Genomic DNA, 20,349 nt, shown 5'->3' with positions numbered 1-20,349 from the left:
TGTGCGCTCAACTCTCTGACTTGGGGAAATAGCGCCGGAGTGGTCTAGTCCTTCTTTGGTCCGAACCATTGACGCGGGGCTGGAGTGATCGCTATCACTTCTCTCACCCGACCTCTTGCTCTCTCCTCCCAGCCCCCCGGAGGCAGTTCATGCACATCCGTAAACCCCTCATCGCGGCCGCCGCCACGGCCGCGCTGGCAGCCGGAGCGCTTGCCTCCTTCGCGGGACTCGGCACGGCCCAGGCCGCCGGCGCCGGCACCACCGCCGCGGCGGGCGGTGTCCGCATCGCCTACTACGACCAGTGGAGCGTGTACGGGAACGCCTTCTACCCCAAGCACCTCGACACCCGCGGCATAGCGGGCAAGCTGGACGTCATCAACTACTCGTTCGGCAACATCCACCCCACCGACCTCACCTGTTTCGAGGCGAACAAGGCGGCGGGCGACGACAACAACCCCAACGCCGGTGACGGCGCGGGTGACTCGTACGCCGACTACCAGAAGTCCTTCAGCGCGGCGGACAGCGTCAGCGGGGTCGCCGACAAGTGGGACCAGCCGATCGTCGGCGTCTTCAACCAGTTCAAGCAGCTGAAGGCCAAGTACCCGCACCTGAAGATCAACATCTCGCTGGGCGGCTGGACCTACTCGAAGTACTTCAGCGACGCGGCCAAGACCGACGCCTCCCGCAAGAAGCTCGTGTCCTCCTGCGTCGACCAGTACATCAAGGGCAACCTGCCGGTCGAGGGCGGCTACGGCGGGCAGGGCGTCGCGGCCGGGATCTTCGACGGCATCGACATCGACTGGGAGTACCCGGGCTCGTCCGGCGGCCACCTCGGCAACCACTACGCCCCCGAGGACAAGCAGAACTTCACGCTCCTGCTCAAGGAGTTCCGCACCCAGCTCGACGCCTACGGCGCGGCCAACGGCGGCAAGAAGTACCTCCTGACCTCCGCCCTCCCGGCCGGCCAGGACAAGATCAAGTACATCGAGACCGACAAGATCGGCCAGTACTTGGACTACGCCAACATCATGACGTACGACATGCACGGCGCCTGGGACGGCGACGGGCCGACGTACCACCAGTCCCCGCTGTACTCCGGCGCCAACGACCCGACCGACCCGATCGCGCCGGGCACCCAGAAGTACAGCATCGACAACGCCATCGACTCCTGGATCGACGGCAACCCGGCCTACGGCATCACCGGCGGCTTCCCCGCCAACAAGCTGACCCTGGGCTACGAGTTCTACTACCGCGGCTGGAAGGGCGTCCCCGCCGGGACCACCAACGGCCTCGCCCAGTCCGCCACCGGCGCCTCGGCCGCCCGGCCCACCAGTCAGCAGGCGGGCATCGCCAACTACAAGGAGCTCGGCGGGCTCGTCGACAACCCGGCGACCACCTTCTGGGACGACCAGGCCAAGGCCTCGTACTTCTACAAGGACGGCGAGTTCTTCACCGGCCTGAACCAGAAGGCCATCCAGGCCCGGGTCGACTACGGCAAGCAGCGCGGCCTGGCCGGCGCGATGATGTACTCCCTGCTCGGCCTGGACAACAACACCACGCTGCTGAACCAGATCTCGGACGCGCTCGGCTCCGCCACGGTCCCGCCGACCACCCCGCCGACCACGCCTCCGACGACTCCGCCCACGACGCCGCCGACCACGCCGCCGACGACCCCGCCGACCACGGGCTGCGGCTCGACCCCGGCGTACGTCGCGGGCACCGTCTACACCGCCGGCAACGAGGTCTCCCACAACGGCCGCAAGTACAAGGCCCAGTGGTGGACGCAGAACGAGACGCCGGGCACCACCGGTGAATGGGGTGTCTGGAAGGACCTCGGCGCCTGCTGATCTCCCCCCACCCCGCGCCGAGCGACACCCCGCCCTGTCCCCTCTCCGGGGGCGGGGCGGAGGTGTGTGACATGGTTGCCGGATTCGCGCCACCGGTGTGTATTCGTGCCGCTACGCTCGGCGACAAGCTCAATTCCGCTTGGGGGTGCCGTCGCATGGTTCAGGCCCGTGAAATCGATCCCAGTGCCTCGCCGCTGGACTACTACGGCTATGAGCTGCGACGCCTGAGAGAAGGCGCCGGGCTGAAGCAGTCGCAGCTGGGCGACGTCATCTACTGCACGGGCTCCCTGATCGGCATGGTCGAGAACGGCCGTAGGGTCCCCACGCGCGACTTCTCGGAACGGGTGGACGCGGCGCTCGTCACGGACGGGCACTTCTCCCGCCTGGTGGGGCTGGTCCTGCGGAGCGTCTTGCCGACGTGGTTCCAGCCGTTCGCGGAGATGGAGGCCCGGGCGGCATACATCTCTACGTACCAGGCCCAGCTGGTGTACGGACTCCTCCAGACAGAGGCCTATGCGCGCGCGGTGCTGGCGACAGGACTGCCGGACAGCGTGGATGATCTGGTAGCGGCCCGCCTGGACCGTCAGCGACTCCTGGGCCGGGGCAATCCGCCTATGGTGTGGGTGGTGCTGGACGAAGCCGCCCTGTACCGGCCGATCGGTGGTCGGGAGACCATGCGGAATCAGCTTGCTCACCTCTTGAGCTTCCGTGACAGGCGGTGGGTCAGGATCCAGGTGCTCCCGTTCTCAGCCGGTGAACACGCCAGCCTGATTGGTTCGTTCACAACCATGCGGTTCGATGACGACCCGGACATCGTCTACTCGGAGGACCTGATCTCCGGACACATGACGGCCAACCCTGACACGGTCAAGGAAGGCGCCCTTCGTTACGCTCACTTGCAGGCCGCTGCTCTCTCGGTGGAGGACTCGGCGGCATTGATCATCCGCGTAATGGAGGAACGTTATGGGCACCAGCCAGAACCTGACCAACGCGGTGTGGCGCAAGTCGAGCTATAGCGGAAACACCGGTGGCGAGTGCGTCGAGTGCGCCCCCCTCGGCGGAGCCGCCTGGGACAAGGCCTCGTACAGCGGAACCACCGGAGGAAACGGCACGGTGGCAGTCCGGGACTCCAAGAACCCCGGCGGGCCGGTCTTCACGGTCGCGCCGAAGGCGTTCACCACCTTCGTCCGCAGCCTCTAAAGCCAGCCCTGCTGGGCCGCTTTGAGGCCGGCTTCGAAGCGGCTCGTCGCGTGGAGGCGTTCCATGAGGGCGGACATCTGGCGGCGTACGGTGCGCAGGGACACCCCGAGGCGCTTGGCGGCGGCCTCGTCGGTCATGCCCGAGGCCAGGAGCTTCAGCAGTTCGAGCTCGGTCGCGGTGGGGCGGCTGTCGCTGGGGCGGGGGCGGTCCGCGCCGAGGGGTACGGCGGAGTTCCACGTCTGCTCGAACAGGGTGGTGAGGGAGGCCACGATCCCGGGCGCGCTGGTGCACAGGGCGCCCAGGCGGGAGTGGTCCGGGTCGATCGGGACGACCGCCACCGCGCGGTCGAATATCAGGAGGCGCGGCGGCAGGAGCGGGCTCGTCCGCACCTGGCCGCCCTGTTCCGTCAGCCATCGCGCATAGGCCAGGGTCGTCGGGTCGTTGCGCGCGCTGTCCTGGTAGACCGAGCGCATCTCGATGCCGCGGCCCAGCGCACGCTGGTCCAGCGGCCGGGAGGCCTCCAGGCTCGCCTCGGACAGGGCGCCGCCCGGCAGGATCGCCAGGCATTCGCGGGTCAGGCCGTGGGCGAGCTGTTCCAGGCGGCCCTGGATGGCGTCCATCCCCACGAGCCGTTCCGCGCCGTCGACTTCGGTGTTCGGGCTGAGTTCCGCGAATTCGGAGACCACCTGCGCCGCGGCCGCCTTGCCGCGGGCCAGCTCCTGCTGCTGCCGGGCCAGCTCCTCCTCCTGGCGGCGCAGCAGCAGTTCCAGGCCCAGTTCGGGGCGGACCGCGCGCAGGCCGCCCGGGCAGTCCCGTGACGGTCTGAGCAGGTCGAGGTCGACGAGCCGGTCCAGGCCTTCGCGGACCTGGGCCGGGGTGAGGCCGAGGCGGGTGCTGAGCTCGGTGATGCCTCCCGAGGGGTCGGCCAGCATGCCCCGGTACACGGCTTCCACGTCGGCTCCGAGCCCCAGCGATTGCAGCATCTCCCAGCCCCCCGGCTGTAGTTGGGCCGCCCCCGGCGAGCGTCGCCCCCGCGATCGTAGGCGAAGTCTGTCACCAAGGTGCCAGGCCTGTTGGTGACAGCCGGAACCTCTTCTTCGCAGGTCCCGCGGGCAGCAACATGGTGTTCACCGGGACGGCGGGGAGGGAACTCCCCGACTCAGGCCAGAGCCGCAAGGACGATCCGGACCAGCGCGCAGCACACCGCACCGACCGCTTCGCTTCCGAGCCTGTGACCTGGGGGAAACCATGTCCCGCACCGCCCGCTTCGCCGCTGTCGCCACCCTCTTCACCGCCCTGTGCGCCGGCGCGGTCACCACCGCCCCGGTGACCGCCTCCGCCGGGAACCACCGCGTCAGCGCCTCCGCCGACGGCAGCATCAACTGGGACACGGCGCCCGCGTCCGCCGAGGACAGCGTCAACTGGGACTAGCCGGGATGCGCGTCATCCGAGCCTCCCTTTCAGGGCCTCGTACCGATCCGGACCAGGAGGGCGTGCTCGCGCTCGTCTCCGATCTGATCTGGGCCCACACGCCCGCCGCCCACGGCCTCGAACACCTGCGGGCCAAAGCCGCGGCCGACGGCGTGGACGTCTACCTCTTCCTGCGGGCCGCCTCCGAAGCCGCGGCCCTCACCCAGGCCCGCGCCATCCTCGACGGCGCCCGCGCCCCGCTGCGGGCGCACGGCTACCGCACCCCCGAGCCGCGCCGCTGACGCGCGGGCTCCGCCCCTGCCCCGCCCCGCCACCCGTACCTCAGGGCTGCCCAGAATCCGGAGACACCCATGTCCTCGTCGTCCCTCAAGCGCCGCTTCGCCGCCACCCTGGCCGTCTCTGCCACCACCCTCGGCATGGTCACCCTCACCTCGGCGCCGGCCCAGGCCGCCGCCATCTGCGGCGGCGACGTCTCGATCTACGGCACGCTCGCCGACGGCCGCCTCACCTACACGGCGATATCCCCCAACACCGGGGACCGGGTGAAGACCCTGATCGGCTCGAACCTCGGCTTCACGCCGAAGGCGATGGCCACCCTCAACTTCAACACCGTCCTCGTGACCTCGACGGCCGGCGACCTGTACCGCGTCGACATCCAGACCAACGACAACGCGCTGGCCCTGGCCGGAGTCACCAAGATCTGGGACGGCGGCTGGACCTTCGACAAGCTGACCTACGACGGCGCCGGCCACCTCTACGGCACGGTCGCCGGCCAGCTCCACCGCTACAACGTCTCCCAGGCCAAGCCCAGCGGATCCGCCCACATCGCCAAGCACGCGGTGATCGACACGGGCTTCGTCCTCAAGACGCTCGCCGCCGCCGGCGACGACGTCCTCATCGCCGGCACCGCCGACGGCAGGCTGCTCTCGTACCAGATCAACGGCGTCGGAGACTGGGAGAGCTCGGAGCTCAAGAGCTCCGGCTGGTCGGCGGTCGACAGCCTCGTCTCGCCCGGCGGCGGCCTCTACTACGGCCGTACGAACGGCGGGATGTACTGGTACCACGACGCCGACCCCACCGACGGCAAGGGCGACGACATCGCCTACCACCCCGCCGACCCGGTCGACGCGAGCGGCTGGACCCAGACCCTGCTGTCCGCCTTCGCCAACGACTGCACCTACCGGCCGCCGGCGCCCCCGACCCCCACCCCGTCCACCAAGGGCGGGCAGATCGCCCGCAGCGAGATCATGAGCCGCGCCGCGAACTGGCTGAGCCGCGACATCCCCTACAACCAGGGCGCATACGCCTCCGACCCGGACGGCGACCACACGTACCGCACCGACTGCTCCGGCTTCGTCTCCATGGTCTGGCACGCCAGTACCAGCTACACGACCCAGAGCCTGCCGGGCGTCGCCGCCACCATCTCCAAGTCCGACCTCCAGCCCGGCGACGCGCTGAACACGCTGGACGGGCACGTGGTGCTCTTCGAGAAGTGGGTCGACAAGGCCGCCGGGAAGTTCTCGTACATCCACGAGGCCAACACCAACGACGACATGATGCGCGGTCAGGACTACCTCAACGGAGGCAGCGACGGACGCATCGCAGGCCACGCCGCCTCCGGCTACGTCGCCCTGCGCTACGACAAGGTCGTCAACGGCTAGCCCCCGCGCGAGAGAAGGCCGGACCCCCGTCGGGCGGTCCGGCCTTCTCGTACGGGCCGGCCCGTTGGTCACAGTCCCGGGCCGGGCCGGTGCGGGGCGGGTCCGTCGGGCCGTGCGGCGGCCGCCTCGGAGGCGGCGGCGGAGGCCGCGGAAGCCTCGGCGGCCTGCGTCTGGCGGCCGATCATGCCGGCGATCACGTCCGGGGCCACCGCGCGCGAGAACAGCCAGCCCTGCCCGGTGTCGCAGCCGACGCGGCGCAGCCGGGCCGCCTGCCCGGCGGTCTCCACGCACTCCGCGGTCACCGTCAGGCCCAGCCGGTGCGCGAGCTGGACCAGGGCCTCGACGATGGTCTCGTCGGCCGGGTTCGGGTGCGTGCCCTCCTCGTAGCGGAAGCCCCGTACGAAGGAGCCGTCCAGCTTCAGCACCGAGACCGGCAGCCGGCTGAGGTAGGCGAGGTTCGAGTACCCGGTGCCGAAGTCGTCGATCGCGATCCGCACGCCCATGTCGCTGAGCGCCTGCAGGGCCTGCAACGGCCGTCCCGCCGAGCCCATCACGGCCGACTCGGTCAGCTCCAGCTGGAGCAGCTGCGGCGCCAGGCCCGTCTCGGCCAGGATCTCCGCGACGTCGCCCACCAGGTCGGAGTCCCACACCTGGCGCACGGCCACGTTGACCGACACGAAGACCGGTGCGTCGCTGGGCTGCTCGATCTGCCAGCGCCGCGCCTGCCGGCAGGCCGTCCGCAGGACCCACTGCCCCAACTGGACGATGGAGCCGTCCTCTTCCGCAATTCCGATGAACCGATTCGGCGTGAGCGTGCCGAACTGCGGGTGGTTCCAGCGCACCAGGGCCTCGACCCCGCGCACCACTCCGCTCTCCAGGTCGACCAGCGGCTGGTACTCCAGCTCGAACTCCCCGCGCTCCACCGCCGGCCGCAGCGTGGAGGAGAGCGCCTGCCGGGTCATGCGGTGGGCGTTGCGCTCCGGGTCGAAGAGGGTCCAGCGGGCCTTGCCGTCCGCCTTGGCCCAGTACAGGGTCGTGTCGGCGGCCTGCATCAGCCCGGTCGCCGAGGTGCCGGCCGTGGTCCGTTCCACCACCCCGATCGACGCGGAGACCGACAGCCGCTGCCCGGCCAGGTCGAACGGCTCCTGTACGGCGGCCAGTACGCTCCGCGCCAGGTCCGCGAGCTGCTCGGTGCCGGTGGAGTCCTCGACCAGCAGGGCGAACTCGTCGCCGCCGAGCCGTGCGACGAGGTGCCCGCCGGTGCGCCCGTACCCGGACTGGTCGGCGCACTGGGTCAGCCGGGCCGCGACGGCGGTCAGCAGCCGGTCCCCGACACGGTGGCCGAGGGTGTCGTTGACGGCCTTGAACCCGTCGAGGTCCAGGTAACACAGGCCGATCCGGCCGGTGCCGCCGTGATCGTACGAGGAGGCCTCCAGGGCGGCGGAGAGCCGCTCGAAGAACAGCGCCCGGTTGGGCAGCCGCGTCACCGGGTCGTGCATCTGCAAGTGCCGCAGCCGGGCCTGGAGGTCGCGGCGGTCGCTGATGTCGGAGACGGACAGCAGGACGTCCCCGGTCCCGGGTACGGGCCCCAGGGTGACCTCGGTCCACAGCGAGTGCCCGTCGGGGTGCTTGAGGCGGCGGGTGCAGCGCAGCCGGGCCTGCCGGCCGCGGAGCACCTCCTGGTACGCGGCCCAGGTGCGGGCCTCCGCGGCCAGGTCCACCAGGTCCGCGGCGCACTGGTGGACGAGCGCGTGCGGCTCGCTGCCCAGCAGCCCGGCGAAGGCCTCGTTGGCGGCGACCACGTAGCCGTCGCGGTCCACGACCGCCATGGCGAGGTGGGCCGCGTTGAAGGCGGCCCGGTAGTCGCGCCGCTCCGACTCGGCGCGCGAAGGCGCTGCCGGCACGGCCGGAACTGCCGTGTGACGCTCCGTAATGGCCGATCGGATGCTGTCGGCCGCCGAACCGGTTCCCTCTGAGGTTCCGCTCACCGTTGGCTCCCGCAGTGTTCGTGAGTGTCCGTGCAGGAAAGTGTGCCGATCATAGAGGCTGCCGGGAGGCCCTATCCAGCGGCGTCGCCGCGTGAGCTCCGGGAGTTCGGCGTGATGACGGATCGCCGGACCAAGATCGCTTGATCGTTTCTGCGCGGCTGTGAACATGCGAAGGCCCTGACTGATCTCGGGTGATCGGTCGTGACGTTCTGTAGGCAGGTGCGTGAAGTCCGGGGGTCACCGACTTGCCCCATTGCTCACTCGTGTGGGGCAGCGGAACAGGGCATTAGTAAGACAATCGCCTCAAGGTGGCTAAACAGGCACGAATCCACCACCGGAGGTCGATGTGGCGCGACAGCAGACACCCGGGCGAGTGGACCGTTCCCGCATCCGAAGTACCGCCGCGGCGCTCACCTCCCTCACCGCGCTCGCCGCCATGTCGCTCGTCGCGGGACCCGCGGTGGCCGATTCCGGCGCCGGCCCCTGCGCGCTGACCCGGACGGGCGCGCACCACTCGCTGGGCCTGGACAGCTGGAACGGCGCCTACCCCAAGCCCGAGCGCACGCTCGATGCGGTCATGGTCTTCCTCTCCTTCCCCGACCACCGCACCACCCTCACGACCACGGAGCTCGCCCGCGACCACTTCCCCGCCACCAGCGAGTTCTTCGAGCAGGCCTCGTACGGCCGGTTCCGGCTGACCCCGCACCCGCAGAAGCAGTGGATCCGGATGCCCAAGCCGTCCACCGCGTACGGGATAAAGCGGGACTGGGCCCCCGGGGACCGGGCCGCCTACCTGCGGGACGCGGTCAAGGCGGCCGACGCCGAGGTGGACTTCGCCAAGTACGACATCGTCTACTTCGTCGCCGACCCGGACGCGCCCGGAGTGGACTCCGACGCCACCAAGGTCGTCAACTTCGACCGCCCGATCGCCGCGGACGGCACCGAACTGCGGCGGATCGTCACCGTCTTCGAGCGCCACCCGCCGGACCGCAACGTACTGGCGCACGAGACCGGCCACGTCTTCGACCTGCCCGACCTCTACCACCGGCCCACGGACGGCAAGGGCGACTGGGACACGTACGTGGGCGACTGGGACGTCATGGGCAGCCAGTTCGGGATGGCCCCGGACCTCTTCGCCTGGCACAAGTGGAAGCTGGGCTGGCTGGACGCCTCCCAGGTGGACTGCGTGCAGTCGGGCTCCTCCCTGCACACGCTCCAGCCGCTGGCGCAGGCCCCGCCGAGCGGCGGCACCGGCGGGACCCGGCTCGCGGTGATCCGTACGGGCCCCGGCAGCGCCATCGCCGTCGAGGCGCGGGGCTCCGCCGGCAACGACGGGGACACCTGCACGGAAGGGGTCCTGGTCTACCGGGTGCGCAACGAGGCGGCGTCCGGGGGCGGTCCCATCGAGGTGATGGACGCACATCCGGACACGGAGGCGTGCTGGGACCGTTCGGTCTACCCGCCGCTGGCGGACGCGCCGCTGGAGGTGGGCGAGGCGTACACCGTGCCGGGGGAGCGGATCACCATCGAGGTGGCGGACCGGACCAGGTCGGGCGCGTACACGGTGAAGATCACGACCTGACGGTCGTGCGGCCGTCGTGGTGCGGCTGTGGCACGACGAAGAAGGCCCCCATTCGCGTGGGGGCCTTCTTCTTGTCTGTGCGCCGCCAGGGACTCGAACCCCGGACCCGCTGATTAAGAGTCAGCTGCTCTAACCAACTGAGCTAGCGGCGCTTGCTGACGAGGAAGACATTAGCAGGAGGATCCGCGGAACGAAAAATCGATATCCCCAGGTCCGGTCGGTGCGGGGCTGCGGGCCGCCCGTACGAAGGCCCAGAGCAGGGCCTCGGGCCCGGGAAGCCACGGCGTCCGCGCATCGGGGGCGACCAGCCACCGGGAGGGGCCGGGGGAGGGGGCCAGCGGCGGCACGGTGACGGCGTCGCCGGGGCCGTGGCACAGGGGCGCCGGGGCGGTACGGGAGGCGCCCCATTCCTCCCACGCGAGCAGGGCGGGCAGCCGGTGGGCGGTGCCGGGGGAGGTGAAGAGGAGCATCCGGCCGCGGTGCACGGCGACCGGGCCGGAGCCGGGCCCCTCGGCCCAGAGCAGGTCCAGGACGCGACGCCCGAGGACGAGCGGGACGTTGACGACGTCGAAGGCGCTCCCGCAGGGCAGCGTGGCGGGCAGGCCGGGCCGGGCCTGCCAGAGCGCGAGGGTGCTCCGGGGGTGGGCGGAGGCGGAGGCGAGCCAGGCGGCGCCCTGCGGGGTGACGTGGGTGGCGTGCGCGGACCGTGTGGTGCGGGTGGGGCAAGCGGGAGCCATCGTCAGCGTCGTCATATGCAAAGGTCTACCGGCCGTAGCGACCCGGTTTCCGGGAGTCACCGGAAATCGGGACGCGGTGGCTGTCACTGCGGTATGTTGCGCCCCGCATATGCCAGTCCGCTGCGCTTGGCCTCAGCTTGCGTCCTGGGCCACCCACCCCCAGCGCCTCGAACGCCGGCGGGGCTTGAAGGCGGCTCCCGCTACGGCGTACCGGCTCCGCGCTGGAGGGTTTCGCCGAACTCGATCATCTTGAGGGCGTAGTCCTCGGTCCACTCCGCCTGCTCGGCGATCACCGCGGGCGCGAGCCGGTCGAAGCGCCGGGGGTCCGCCAGCTGCGCCGCCGCGAGCGCCTGGAACTCCACGGCCCGGTCCTGTGCCGCCCGGAAGGCGAGGGCCAGCTCGGTCGCCCGGGTCAGCAGCTCCCGGGGGTCCTCGATCGATTCCAGGTCGAAGAAGTGCTCCGGATCCCCCGCGGCCTCCGAGGGCTCGAAGAGCAGAGGCGCCGGCCGCAGCCGTCGCTCGGTCCGCTCGGGCTCTGCCATCCGTGTCCTCCTGCTGCGCGTGCGAAATGCTTCCGGGCCACCGTCCATTGTCCAACGCCACGCAAGACCCCACGCGATGGGCTGGAACACCTGTACGGCTGGCGAGGCGCACGAGCAGGCCTGCCGTCTCAGGGGCGGGGGAGTCGCACGGGCGATCGGCCGGAGCCGGCGCGCGGGCCGTACGCGCACGCCACGTACGGCCACCCGCCTCGTCGTGAGTCTGCTCAGACCGTGACGGACTCCGCGGCGCGCCGCGCGGCCAGCTCGGCCACGTCGTCCAGTACGCCGGCCAGCTCGCCGACGAGCGTCTCGGGCGCCTCGAAGCCCTCGGGGCCGATCAGCTTCGGGATGGCCGGGATCGCGACGGACCGCTCGGCGGGCAGCATGCCGAGGCGGGTGAGCACCGGCAGCAGCATCTCGGCGGCGGCGATGCCGCCGGTGGGGCCGGCGCTGTAGCTGATGAGGCCGACGGGCTTGCCCTTCCACTCGTTGTAGAGGAAGTCGATGGCGTTCTTGAAGGGGGCGGAGAAGCCGCCGTTGTACATCGGCAGGACGAAGAGGAAGGCGTCGGCCGAGTCGACCAGGGCGCTCCAGTCGCGGGTGTGCTGGTGGGTGTAGTTCCCGGTCGAGGCGTATTCGGGTTCGTCGAGGAAGGGCAGCGCGATCTCGCCGAGGTCGACGGGGGTGACCTCGAAGCCGCCGCGGTCGCGGGCCTGCTCGGTGACCCAGCGGGCGAGGGGGCGGCCGGAGGATGTGGGGCGGGTGGCGGCGGAGATGACGTGCAGGCGGGTCATGGAAGGAGCTCCCGGTCGATGCGGTTGTTGATGTGTCACCTATAAAACCCGCAGGGTGTATGACATGTCAACGAGATAGATGATGTGTCACCGACCTGGCTAAAGTGGAAGACATGACCCCCGCATCCGAGCCGCCCCGCTGGCTCACGGAGCCCGAACAGGACGCCTGGTACGCGTGGCGGCGGATGTTCCCGCTGGTCGACGCGGAGATCGCGCGGGACCTCAGCCAGGACAGCGGGCTCTCCGAAGCCGACTACGACGTCCTGTCGGTGCTCGGCTCCACGGACGGCCACCGCATGCGGATCACCGCGCTGGCCGAACTGATGCAGTGGTCGCGCAGCCGGCTGTCCCACCAGCTCACCCGCATGGAGAAGCGCGGCATCGTCCGCCGCGAGGAGGTGGCCACGGACGGCCGGGGCGCGGAGGTCGTCCTCACCGGGACGGGCGTGGCCACCATCACGGCGGCTGCACCCCTCCACGTCGAATCCGTCCGCCGCCACCTGATCGACATCCTGACCCCGGCCCAGCTCCACACCCTCGCCGAAGTCGGCGAAGTCCTCCGCGAACGCCTGGGCGCCCAGCGCAAGGCCTGAGCCCCAGGTGGCGGGCCCGGCCGCCGCTACGGGCGCCAGGGGACGCGGTGTTCTGCCAGGTGGGCCAGGACCGAGTGGTTCGCCTCCCAGCCATCCGGACTGTGTTCGTCTGCCGCCTCCGGCGGCGTGCCGGACTCCGTCCGGCGAGTGGGGCGGCTTCGCGTGCGGCAGGTGCCGCTACGGGCGCCAGGGGACGCGGTGTTCTGCCAGGTGGGCCAGGACCGAGTGGTTCGCCTCCCAGCCATCCGGGAACTTCACCGTCACGCCCAGTTGGACCGGTTCCGTCGAGGGGTGGTCGTCCAGGAGTTCCGCTATGCCCGCACGGGCCACCACCACGCACGCGTGCCGGTGCCGGGAGGCCAGGACGCACAGGCGGCCCGTCTCCAGGTGGAAGGCCGTCGCGTCCGGGCGGCCCGACAGGGGGTGCAGGACCACCGTGAGGTCGTACTCACGGCCCTGGAGGCGGTTCGCGGTGTCCACCGTGACCCCCGTGACCCCGAGCGCGGCCAGCGCCGCGCGGACCGCGGCCGCCTGGTCGCGGTGGGCGGTGCCGACCGCGATCCGGTCCGCCGTCAGCGGGGACGGGCCCTCGGACCGCTCGTCGGAGGTCACCGCCCCGCGGTCCAGGGCGCGGCGGACCACCCGCGCCACCGCCCCGACCGCCTCCGGGTCGGTGCGCGGGGTGTGCCGCGCCGGCAGCTCCAGCAGGCCCCAGCCCGCCTCGGCGGCCTCGTCCAGCACCCGGTCCGGGCCCGACCCGTCCGAGGGGACCCCGTACGACAGCCGCCGCTCGCCCGGGCCCGTACCGCTGCGGAACTGCGTGTACGGGTAGAACGCGCGGGACACCAGCGGAGCCGCCGTCGCCGGGAGCCGCCAGGACACCGGCAGCCGGTGCTGCGGCAGCTGCGGATTGTGCGCGAGCAGGGTGCTCACCGCCGACGCGGAGGGGTCGTAGGACAGGCCCGCCCACTGCTCCGCGCCGACCACGCTGAAGGGGTCCAGCTGCCCCGGGTCGCCCACGAACAGCGCCCGTTCGAACAGCCCGGCCACGGCCAGCAGCGCGTCCGAGCGCATCTGGTACGCCTCGTCGACGATGGCGTGCTGCCAGGGCTCGACGTCCTTGACGAACGCCCACTTCGCCGCCGTCGAGATGGTGATCGGCAACTCTGCCAGGTCCTTCGGCTTGGCCGACAGGGTGACCGAGGGCAGTTCGCGCAGCGCCGGATCGTAGGCGTCCCCCTCGCTGCTGTGCAGCCGGCCCACCTTCAGCTCCGGGTCCTTGTCGGCGAGCCGCAGCACCAGGTCGTCGACCTGCGCGTTCGTCTGCGCGACCACCATCAGCCGGCGCCCGGCCGCCGCCAGCTCCCGGGCCGCCCGGACCACGAGCGTGGACTTGCCGGCCCCCGGCGGGGAGTCGACGACCACGCCCCGCTCCGCCCCGTGCAGGGTGTCGCGCAGGATCGCGGCGGTCGCCTCGGCGGCAGCGGCCCCGGGATCGAAGGATGTGGTCGCGGTCACAGCAGGTCCTCGTCGGTCACGGCGTCGGGCAGGGGGACGGCGCTCAGGTGCCCCGGCGGGCCGCCGTGGGTCCACGGCGTCTGCTCCGGTTCCGGGAGCTTCGGGCCGCCGCGCGCGTCGTGCTCGAAGAGCGTCCAGCAGACCCGGTCACCCTTCTCCGGGACGGACCCCGGCTCCGGGTCCCGGCCGCGGCCCATCTTGTCCAGGAGCCGCAGCACCAGCCGCCCGTCCTCCTCGAAGCGTACGAACTGCGCGCTCTGCGGGCGACCGTCCAGCGAACGGAACACCTTCCCGCCGCCCCCGTCCGCGAGCTGCGGCCGGTCCTCCGTGGCCACCGTCACCAGCGGGCGCGGACTCGGCCGCTTCGACTCCGTCCACTCCATCACCACCTCGGTGACCTCACCGGCGAAGGCCTCGCCCGCGAGGCGCCGGCCCGCCATGACGAGGGGGTCGTCCAGCGCCTCCTGCGCGTCGAGCCGCACCTGCTCGGTCTCCCGCGTGGCCAGCTTCTGGGCGGCCGTCACCGCGTCGTCGCGGCGCGGCTGCGGCGGCTCGCCCGCCCGTACACGGTCCCGGTGGCCGGTGTACGACCAGCGGTCCCGCGTCCAGCGCTCCTCCGCGCGCTCGCCCGGCGGCAGGGCGCGCAGCAGGTCGATCGCCTCCCACGTCGCCCACCAGGTGTTCGACATCTGGTCCACGACCAGCCGGCGCACGGCCTCCTCGGCCTTCCGGACCTCTTCGGCCCGCCGCGCCCCGCGGCCGTCGTCCCCGCGGCCGTCGTCCCCGCGGTCGTCGTCCCCGGGCCCGGCCGCCAGGGCCGTGCGCGCCGCGTCGTAGCGGGCGATGGCCGGGGCCAGCAGCGTGTTGTCGAAGGCCGGGTCGGTGGCCGGACCGGCCGGCGGGCACAGCAGCCGGCCCTCCGCGTCGCGGCCCAGCTCCGCCCGCAGCGCCGCCTCGGCCCCCGAGAGGCCCTCGGGCGGGTCGATCCAGCCCAGCAGCGCGCCCAGGTGCTGGTCCTCCAGATTGCTCTGGCCGGTCGCCCAGTGCCGGGACAGCAGATCCGTCGCCGACAGCAGCATCGAGGAGCCGGGCACCCGCGAGCGCTCGGCGAGATGGGTGAACCAGCGGCCCAGCATCGGCACGTGCGAGGGCGCCGGATACGGATTCTCCGGCTCCTCCTCGGCGGTGCGCCGGAACCGCATCGACCGCCCCAGCAGCCGTACGTACTCGATACCCGCCCGGCTCGGCACGATCAGCTGCGGCGCGTCCACGCACAGCTCGGTCTCCACCTTGACCCGCTTGCCCGTCTCCGGGTCGGTCTCGCTGCGCTCGGCCGGCTCCACGACGTCCGCGTACGCGTCGATGTGGGCCAGCACGGGGACCGCCAGGTCCGCCAGGAACGCCCAGCGCAGGTCCCGGTCGCGCGGCTGGGGTATCACGAACACCCGCGGCTCGTGCCGGTCCGTGCCGACCAGCGCGCCCAGCGGAGCACCGGCCTCACCGGCCGTGGTCAGCGGCACGAAGACCATCGGGGTCTCGCTCAGGTGCCGGTGCCGTACGGTCGCGAGCGGCTGGGCGCGGCCCGCCCGTACGGCCTGCAGCCGGGCCAGCGTGTTCAGCAGGCTCATGCGCCGACCCCCGCCGCCGACCCCAGGGCCTCGGCGCGCAGCCGGGCCGCGCGGTGCAGGGCGGCGGCGGTCGGATCCTCGGCGCAGCCGGCCCCGGAGGCCGCCGCGAGGGCCTCCTCGACGGTGGTCAGCGCGCCCAGCTCGCCCCGTACGGAACGGCCGAGCGCGGTCACCGCGCCCGTGGTGCGGGCCCGGTCCCGGCAGTGGAAGGCCAGCTCGCAGGCGGCCAGGCACTCGGGTGCGTAGGCGGCGTCGACGGCGGACACCGCCTCGGCGAGCTCCTCGGCGGTCCGGGTCGCCGGGTCGAAGCTGATCCCCTCGGGCAGCGCCGCGGCCAGTTCCTCGACCCGGGTCAGCCGGTCCAGCTGGCGCCGGGTCACCGAGCGCTCGCGGCGGATGTCGACGGGTGAGGCGGTGGGCAGGTTGGAGAAGTCCTTCGGGCAGACCAGCAGCACGGTGTGCCCGACCTCGGCGCCCGCCAGCTTCCCGGCGGTCTTCTCCAGCGCCAGCACGTACACGGCGGCCTGGCGGGCGGCGGCGCCCACCTTCGCGGCGTCGGCGGCACCGTCGATCATCGGGAACGACTTGATCTCCACGACGGTCCACCGGCCGTCGGGATGCACGACCACGGCGTCCGGCTCCAGGTAGGCCGGGGAGCCGGCCACCTCCAGAGCCAGCATCGGGTGGTCCAGCAGGGTCCACGCCTGCGCCGCGGTGGCCTCGCGCAGGGCGAGGGCGGTCCGCGCGGAGCGGCCCTCGGGCCCGGCGGCGGTGAGGTCGGGGACGTGGGTGCCCGCGCCGGGGGGCTCGGCGCCCGGGTCGAGGTGCGCGTGGACCAGACGCAGCAGCTCGGCGCCGCCGTCGCCCTTGACCTTGGCCTCGAAGGAGTTCCCGCGGACTATGGCGAACTGCGACTGCCCGAACGCGGCGGGCGAGCCGAGGGCCGTGGCGAGGGCGTTCTTGTCCACGCCGGCGCCGTCGAGCAGGGCCCGTCTGCCGCAGCCGGGATTGGCGGCGAGGGCCGCCAGCGCCCGGGCGTCGAGCGGACGGGGCGGCACGGCCGGGCCGCGCAGGCCGGCGAGCCGCTGCCGCAGCGTGGTCGGCTGCGCGGGGCTGCTGGGCGGGTAGGAGCTCACGGGCGGAAGTGTCCCATCCGCCACTGACAATCGTGGACTTAGCGCGGAAACCGGCGGTGGGCGCGGGGCGGGCGCGGGGTGGGCGGGGCGGGTGCGGGGGCGGGACGGGGCGGGCCGGGTGGAGTCCGCCACGTCCGCGTGTTGTTGGATGATGGGCGGACGGCTGAATGACCGGAAAAACGCATGAGCGCGCACAAACTCGTATGAAACGGGAGAACCCCATGGCCCCCCGCATCCTGCTGGCCCGCCACGGCCAGACGGCGTGGTCCCAGCTCGGCAAGCACACGGGACGCACGGACGTGCCCCTGCTGGAGGAGGGCAAGCGGGGGGCGAAACTGCTCGGCGAGCGGCTGGCCCGCGACCCGTGGAAGAACCTGCCGGGCGTCGAGGTCCGCACCAGCCCGCTGGTCCGCGCGAACGAGAGCTGCGAGCTGGCGGGCTTCGGTGTGCGGGCGGAGCCGTGGGACGCCCTGATGGAGTGGGACTACGGGGACTACGAGGGCATGACCCCGGCCGAGATCCAGGCGATCCGGCCCGGCTGGCTGATCTGGCGCGACGGGGTGCCGGGGGGCGAGTCCGTCGCCGATGTCGCGGCGCGCGCGGACGAGGTGGTCACGTGGGCGCGCTCGGCGGAACGTGACGTGCTGGTCTTCGCCCACGGCCACATCCTGCGCACCCTCGCCGCCCGCTGGCTCGGCTTCGAAGCCTCCTTCGGTGCCCGCATCCGCCTGGAGCCCACCTCCCTCTCGGTCCTCGGCTGGGCCTACGGCGCCCCCGCGCTGGAACGCTGGAACGACACGGGACACCTCGACGCCTAGGGCCCCTTCGGGCCGTTGGCTGCGGGTTGGCTGCCGGTTGGCTGCGCCGCTTGGGCGGGGCCGGGGTGGGGGCCGGTTGTGCCGGGGTCGGGCGCGCGCCGGGGCGTCTCCTCGGGCGCCGAACGTGTCGGGGGGTCGGATTGATCGGCCTTGTTGTGTTCGGCGCCCTGCGGGGACACCCCGACACACACCCGACCCCGTCCCAACCGGCCCGGCTGCTACCCCAGTGCCTGCGGCCTCGCCGCACCATCCAGCCTGGCCGCACAATTTCCAGCCGCGCCGCACCAAATCCAGCCCCGCCGGCGTTTGAGGCGCGGGGTCCGGGGCGGAGCCCCGATCTTTGAGCCGCACCGTCCAACCCCACCGCACCACTCCAGCGTCCGCTACTCCTTCCAGCCTCGCCGGACTACTTCGGCCGCGCCGCACCGACTTCAGCCTCGCCGGCGTTTGAGGCGCGGGGTCCGGGGTGGAGCACACCCGCTAAAAGACGTTCACCGCACGGGAGTTGGGAGGCACGGGCCCCGGGGAGGATAGCGGCATGACGATTACCTCCGTGGTGTTGCGGCGGCGCGTGGACGATCTCGGTCCGGCCCTGGACTTCTACGTACGCCTCACCGGCCAGCCCGCGACCCGGTTCGGGTTCGCCGGCCTGGACCTGGCGAGCGTCGGCCCGTTCCTGCTGTTCAGCGGGCCCGACGCGATCGCCGAGCGGTTCGCGGGAGTGGCCGCCACCCTCTCCGTGGCGGACCTGGACGCGGCCGTCGCGCACTGCGCCGCGTCCGGGGGCGAGGTGATCGCCGCCCCCGCCGCCACGCCCAACGGCCGCCGCGCGGTGGTGCGCCACCCCGACGGCGGGGTCTACGAGTACGTCGGCGGCTGATCCGCGGGGTCAGACCGCCGCGTGCCTCGTCAGGAAGGCCCCCACCCGAGGAGAGCGCTGGTGCGGAACCAGCGCGCCCGCCGTTTCCGAGAGCATCGACCGGACCCGCGTGGACTGCACCTCGGCCAGCAGGTCCAGTACCCGGCCGCCCGCCCAGGCGGCCTCGTCGGGGGCGCCCGCGCGGGCCAGGTTCCCGGCCAGCTCGGCGGTGTAGAGGGCGACGTTCCGGGCGAAGTGCGGGTCCTGGAGGTCGGCGGCGCGGCGGGCGTGCCGGGCCGCGCGGGCGTGCTCCCCGAGGGCCGCCCAGCACCGTGCCTCCAGGGACTCCAGCTCCGCTTCGCCGAAGAAGGACATCCACTCGGGGTCGGCGTCGGCCTCGCCCCGGGAGAACTCCGTGTGGGCCCGGGTCAGCGCCTCCTCGCAGGCCTTGCGGTCGGCCAGCCCCGCCCAGCCGCCGGCTTCCCGCAGGGCGAGCAGCGACAGCAGCCGCGGGGAACCGAGGGAGCGCGCGGCCCGGCGGCCCGCCTGGGCGGCCCGTACCGCCTCGCGGGAGCGGCCGCAGTCCCGGGCCAGGAAGGCCATGTTGCTGAAGGCGTGCGCCTCCAGGCCCGCGTCCCGGGCGACCCGGGCCGTCGCCAGGGCCTCCGCGTAGTGCGAGCGGGCGTCGTCGAAGCGGCCGGAGTCGTGGGCCAGCCAGCCGACCGAGACGGCCAGTTCGCCGGCGCCCGCGTGCAGCCGGTCCTCGGTGGACTGCCGGGTGGCCCCCGCGTCGAGGAGGGCGTAGGCGGTGCGCAGGGGCTCGGCGGCCCTGCGGTACAGGGCGTCGGCCCCGTGCCGGTCGTCCAGCAGGCGGATCTGGCGTACGGCGTCCTCGACGGCGGCCGCCTCGGACTCGCCGGCGCGGGAGGGGAGCCGGCGGGTGTCGCCGAGCAGGGTGAGGCTGAGCGTCGCGGCCGCCACGGTCGCGGAGCCGCCCGCCATGAACGCGCGACGCAGCACGTCGCTCTCCTTGGCACTGGAAGGGGAACGGTGGATGGGGACGGGGGAGGGGTCGCGCCGGCCCGAGCGCCCGCGGACGCTCTCGCGGGGGGAGAAGCCCAGGTCGGCCAGGGCGCGGCCGGGGAACATATGGAGGAAGACCCGCTCGTACGCGTAGTTGGGGCAGCGGATCTCGCCGGACTCGACCCGGCCGATGTAGCGCGCGTCGCAGGAAACCGTTTCTCCGATCTCCTTCGCCGCCCGGCGCACCAGGGCCGCGAACTCGGCCGGGGAGTGCTGCCCGCGCAGCCGCCGGAAGGTGGAGTTGGGTGAGTGGGGGGACGCCGCCATGGACGTGACCTCTCTGGCGAGGAATCCAGCACCGGTGCTGTGACGTGGGTCCGGCGCGCATGAACGTACCGCCAGTGACAGGGTGTTCAAGCGATGTTTGGTTACAAAACGGATATCTCACCCGCGATCCGCCATGAACTGCCATCCTTTGCAGCGTCTTGCCGCCGCACCCGTTGACGTTCCCGTGCGTTGAACCCATGCGGATACGGATCGAGGAGGGGTTCCCTTGGTGGAGGGCGGCATGGAGAGCACTGGAACGAACACCGCACCCGAGCCCGGCACGGCCCCGGACCTGGATCTGGTGACGGTGCCCACGCGGCAGGGCCTCGAGGCGGTGGACATCATCCGCCGCGCCGCCAGCCAGGCCGGCGGGGTCGGACCCGTCCTGCACGACGGATCCGGCGACACCCTCGGCTTCCTCGTACCGCCCGGCACCGCCGATGCGTGGGACCTGCCGGGCAGTGCCTGTACGCAGACCAACGGGCGCGGGATGCGCTTCGGCGACGCCGCCTCGCCCGTCGCGGGCGTCACCGGCTGGCTGCTCCCGCCGGAGGCCGTCGGGCCGGTCACCGACCCCGAGGTGCTGCGCGCGGCCCTCGGCGAGGCGGCCCGGCTGATCGAGGCCGCGGACAACTGCCGCTGACCCCTCCCCGCCGGCCGCCCGG

At 72.5% G+C, this 20,349-nt stretch carries 19 protein-coding genes, 1 tRNA gene and 1 pseudogene; 11 read left to right on the top strand and 10 right to left on the bottom strand.

Annotated elements, in window-relative coordinates; translation table 11 throughout:
- The first annotated feature begins 149 nt into the window (after positions 1-149).
- The 3 genes from ACZ4VT_RS32280 to ACZ4VT_RS32270 all read left to right on the top strand — a co-directional run bounded on the left by ACZ4VT_RS32280 (position 150) and on the right by ACZ4VT_RS32270 (position 3,047).
- Positions 150-1,847 carry a glycosyl hydrolase family 18 protein gene (locus ACZ4VT_RS32280; protein WP_467954964.1) on the top strand — a complete coding sequence of 566 codons (1,698 nt, stop codon included), beginning with the start codon at positions 150-152 and terminating at the stop codon, positions 1,845-1,847.
- Between the two features lie 155 nt (positions 1,848-2,002).
- On the top strand, positions 2,003-2,863 hold the full coding sequence (locus tag ACZ4VT_RS32275; RefSeq protein ID WP_467954979.1) for a helix-turn-helix domain-containing protein: 861 nt from the start codon (positions 2,003-2,005) through the stop codon (positions 2,861-2,863).
- Complete coding sequence (locus ACZ4VT_RS32270) at positions 2,811-3,047, top strand: DUF397 domain-containing protein (protein WP_467954963.1); 237 nt, start codon at positions 2,811-2,813, stop codon at positions 3,045-3,047. The genes ACZ4VT_RS32275 and ACZ4VT_RS32270 overlap by 53 nt, the downstream gene beginning before the upstream one ends.
- On the opposite strand, the gene ACZ4VT_RS32265 is transcribed toward ACZ4VT_RS32270, so the two are convergent.
- Positions 3,044-4,030, bottom strand: a complete 987-nt coding sequence (locus tag ACZ4VT_RS32265; protein WP_467954962.1) for a helix-turn-helix transcriptional regulator — start codon at positions 4,028-4,030, stop codon at positions 3,044-3,046. The genes ACZ4VT_RS32270 and ACZ4VT_RS32265 overlap by 4 nt on opposite strands.
- Positions 4,031-4,295: 265 nt before the next feature.
- Between ACZ4VT_RS32265 and ACZ4VT_RS32260 the strand changes: the two genes are divergently transcribed.
- The 3 genes from ACZ4VT_RS32260 to ACZ4VT_RS32250 all read left to right on the top strand — a co-directional run bounded on the left by ACZ4VT_RS32260 (position 4,296) and on the right by ACZ4VT_RS32250 (position 6,139).
- Positions 4,296-4,478 carry a hypothetical protein gene (locus tag ACZ4VT_RS32260; protein ID WP_467954961.1) on the top strand — a complete coding sequence of 61 codons (183 nt, stop codon included), beginning with the start codon at positions 4,296-4,298 and terminating at the stop codon, positions 4,476-4,478.
- A 5-nt stretch (positions 4,479-4,483) separates the two neighbouring features.
- Entirely contained in the window at positions 4,484-4,759 is a 276-nt protein-coding gene (locus ACZ4VT_RS32255) for a hypothetical protein (RefSeq protein ID WP_467954960.1), read from the top strand.
- A 69-nt stretch (positions 4,760-4,828) separates the two neighbouring features.
- Positions 4,829-6,139: a tachylectin-related carbohydrate-binding protein gene (locus ACZ4VT_RS32250; protein WP_467954959.1), complete on the top strand. Its 1,311-nt coding sequence runs from the start codon at positions 4,829-4,831 to the stop codon at positions 6,137-6,139.
- A 68-nt stretch (positions 6,140-6,207) separates the two neighbouring features.
- Here ACZ4VT_RS32250 and ACZ4VT_RS32245 read toward each other — a convergent pair whose 3' ends face one another.
- Positions 6,208-8,127: a putative bifunctional diguanylate cyclase/phosphodiesterase gene (locus tag ACZ4VT_RS32245; protein ID WP_467954958.1), complete on the bottom strand. Its 1,920-nt coding sequence runs from the start codon at positions 8,125-8,127 to the stop codon at positions 6,208-6,210.
- Positions 8,128-8,473: 346 nt separating this feature from the next.
- Here ACZ4VT_RS32245 and ACZ4VT_RS32240 point away from each other — a divergent pair, with 346 nt between their 5' ends.
- Entirely contained in the window at positions 8,474-9,709 is a 1,236-nt protein-coding gene (locus ACZ4VT_RS32240; RefSeq protein WP_467954957.1) for a M6 family metalloprotease domain-containing protein, read from the top strand.
- A gap of 78 nt (positions 9,710-9,787) precedes the next feature.
- On the opposite strand, the gene ACZ4VT_RS32235 is transcribed toward ACZ4VT_RS32240, so the two are convergent.
- The 4 genes and pseudogenes from ACZ4VT_RS32235 to ACZ4VT_RS32220 form a co-directional block, all read right to left on the bottom strand.
- A tRNA-Lys gene (locus tag ACZ4VT_RS32235) sits at positions 9,788-9,861 on the bottom strand.
- A pseudogene (locus tag ACZ4VT_RS32230) lies at positions 9,852-10,461 on the bottom strand (bifunctional DNA primase/polymerase). Before ACZ4VT_RS32230 ends, ACZ4VT_RS32235 begins: the two are co-directional and overlap by 10 nt.
- Positions 10,462-10,646: 185 nt before the next feature.
- A complete protein-coding gene (locus ACZ4VT_RS32225; RefSeq protein WP_362808519.1) occupies positions 10,647-10,988 on the bottom strand; it encodes a hypothetical protein in 342 nt (113 codons plus the stop codon).
- Positions 10,989-11,212: 224 nt separating this feature from the next.
- Positions 11,213-11,782, bottom strand: a complete 570-nt coding sequence (locus ACZ4VT_RS32220; RefSeq protein ID WP_467954956.1) for an NADPH-dependent FMN reductase — start codon at positions 11,780-11,782, stop codon at positions 11,213-11,215.
- 113 nt (positions 11,783-11,895) lie between these two features.
- Here ACZ4VT_RS32220 and ACZ4VT_RS32215 point away from each other — a divergent pair, with 113 nt between their 5' ends.
- Positions 11,896-12,375, top strand: coding sequence for a MarR family winged helix-turn-helix transcriptional regulator (locus ACZ4VT_RS32215; protein WP_467954955.1), 480 nt, complete (start codon positions 11,896-11,898; stop codon positions 12,373-12,375).
- A gap of 177 nt (positions 12,376-12,552) precedes the next feature.
- Here the strand turns inward: ACZ4VT_RS32215 and ACZ4VT_RS32210 are convergent, their stop codons facing one another.
- Genes ACZ4VT_RS32210 through ACZ4VT_RS32200 form a run of 3 tightly spaced genes read right to left on the bottom strand, consistent with a single transcriptional unit; the run spans position 12,553 to position 16,657 of the window.
- On the bottom strand, positions 12,553-13,893 hold the full coding sequence (locus ACZ4VT_RS32210) for an AAA domain-containing protein (RefSeq protein ID WP_467954954.1): 1,341 nt from the start codon (positions 13,891-13,893) through the stop codon (positions 12,553-12,555).
- The gene (locus ACZ4VT_RS32205; protein ID WP_467954953.1) at positions 13,890-15,521 is read right to left on the bottom strand and encodes a hypothetical protein; all 1,632 of its coding nucleotides are present in this window, start codon (positions 15,519-15,521) and stop codon (positions 13,890-13,892) included. The genes ACZ4VT_RS32210 and ACZ4VT_RS32205 overlap by 4 nt, the downstream gene beginning before the upstream one ends.
- A complete protein-coding gene (locus ACZ4VT_RS32200; RefSeq protein ID WP_467954952.1) occupies positions 15,518-16,657 on the bottom strand; it encodes a hypothetical protein in 1,140 nt (379 codons plus the stop codon). The genes ACZ4VT_RS32205 and ACZ4VT_RS32200 overlap by 4 nt, the downstream gene beginning before the upstream one ends.
- Positions 16,658-16,878: 221 nt before the next feature.
- On the opposite strand from ACZ4VT_RS32200, the gene ACZ4VT_RS32195 reads away from it, so the two are divergent.
- Entirely contained in the window at positions 16,879-17,475 is a 597-nt protein-coding gene (locus ACZ4VT_RS32195; protein WP_467954951.1) for a histidine phosphatase family protein, read from the top strand.
- Positions 17,476-18,013: 538 nt separating this feature from the next.
- Positions 18,014-18,355 carry a VOC family protein gene (locus tag ACZ4VT_RS32190; RefSeq protein ID WP_362808487.1) on the top strand — a complete coding sequence of 114 codons (342 nt, stop codon included), beginning with the start codon at positions 18,014-18,016 and terminating at the stop codon, positions 18,353-18,355.
- Positions 18,356-18,364: 9 nt separating this feature from the next.
- Here ACZ4VT_RS32190 and ACZ4VT_RS32185 read toward each other — a convergent pair whose 3' ends face one another.
- Positions 18,365-19,684 (bottom strand): tetratricopeptide repeat protein, encoded by a 1,320-nt coding sequence (locus ACZ4VT_RS32185; protein ID WP_467954950.1) that lies wholly within the window; start codon positions 19,682-19,684, stop codon positions 18,365-18,367.
- Positions 19,685-19,925: 241 nt separating this feature from the next.
- On the opposite strand from ACZ4VT_RS32185, the gene ACZ4VT_RS32180 reads away from it, so the two are divergent.
- The gene (locus tag ACZ4VT_RS32180; RefSeq protein WP_467954949.1) at positions 19,926-20,327 is read left to right on the top strand and encodes a hypothetical protein; all 402 of its coding nucleotides are present in this window, start codon (positions 19,926-19,928) and stop codon (positions 20,325-20,327) included.
- The last annotated feature ends 22 nt before the right edge of the window (positions 20,328-20,349 follow it).

Source organism: Streptomyces sp. NPDC029164 (genome assembly GCF_055563995.1).
This window is presented reverse-complemented; position numbering and strand designations above follow the sequence as displayed.

What these genes read in the sequence shown, in the direction of transcription:
- ACZ4VT_RS32280 (WP_467954964.1), top strand. Translation starts at nt 150, where the DNA reads ATGCACATCCGTAAACCCCTCATCGCGGCCGCCGCCACGGCCGCGCTG.
- ACZ4VT_RS32275 (WP_467954979.1), top strand. Translation starts at nt 2,003, where the DNA reads ATGGTTCAGGCCCGTGAAATCGATCCCAGTGCCTCGCCGCTGGACTAC.
- ACZ4VT_RS32270 (WP_467954963.1), top strand. Translation starts at nt 2,811, where the DNA reads ATGGGCACCAGCCAGAACCTGACCAACGCGGTGTGGCGCAAGTCGAGC.
- ACZ4VT_RS32265 (WP_467954962.1), bottom strand. Translation starts at nt 4,030, where the DNA reads ATGCTGCAATCGCTGGGGCTCGGAGCCGACGTGGAAGCCGTGTACCGG.
- ACZ4VT_RS32260 (WP_467954961.1), top strand. Translation starts at nt 4,296, where the DNA reads ATGTCCCGCACCGCCCGCTTCGCCGCTGTCGCCACCCTCTTCACCGCC.
- ACZ4VT_RS32255 (WP_467954960.1), top strand. Translation starts at nt 4,484, where the DNA reads ATGCGCGTCATCCGAGCCTCCCTTTCAGGGCCTCGTACCGATCCGGAC.
- ACZ4VT_RS32250 (WP_467954959.1), top strand. Translation starts at nt 4,829, where the DNA reads ATGTCCTCGTCGTCCCTCAAGCGCCGCTTCGCCGCCACCCTGGCCGTC.
- ACZ4VT_RS32225 (WP_362808519.1), bottom strand. Translation starts at nt 10,988, where the DNA reads ATGGCAGAGCCCGAGCGGACCGAGCGACGGCTGCGGCCGGCGCCTCTG.
- ACZ4VT_RS32220 (WP_467954956.1), bottom strand. Translation starts at nt 11,782, where the DNA reads ATGACCCGCCTGCACGTCATCTCCGCCGCCACCCGCCCCACATCCTCC.
- ACZ4VT_RS32215 (WP_467954955.1), top strand. Translation starts at nt 11,896, where the DNA reads ATGACCCCCGCATCCGAGCCGCCCCGCTGGCTCACGGAGCCCGAACAG.
- ACZ4VT_RS32205 (WP_467954953.1), bottom strand. Translation starts at nt 15,521, where the DNA reads ATGAGCCTGCTGAACACGCTGGCCCGGCTGCAGGCCGTACGGGCGGGC.
- ACZ4VT_RS32195 (WP_467954951.1), top strand. Translation starts at nt 16,879, where the DNA reads ATGGCCCCCCGCATCCTGCTGGCCCGCCACGGCCAGACGGCGTGGTCC.
- ACZ4VT_RS32190 (WP_362808487.1), top strand. Translation starts at nt 18,014, where the DNA reads ATGACGATTACCTCCGTGGTGTTGCGGCGGCGCGTGGACGATCTCGGT.
- ACZ4VT_RS32185 (WP_467954950.1), bottom strand. Translation starts at nt 19,684, where the DNA reads ATGGCGGCGTCCCCCCACTCACCCAACTCCACCTTCCGGCGGCTGCGC.
- ACZ4VT_RS32180 (WP_467954949.1), top strand. Translation starts at nt 19,926, where the DNA reads ATGGAGAGCACTGGAACGAACACCGCACCCGAGCCCGGCACGGCCCCG.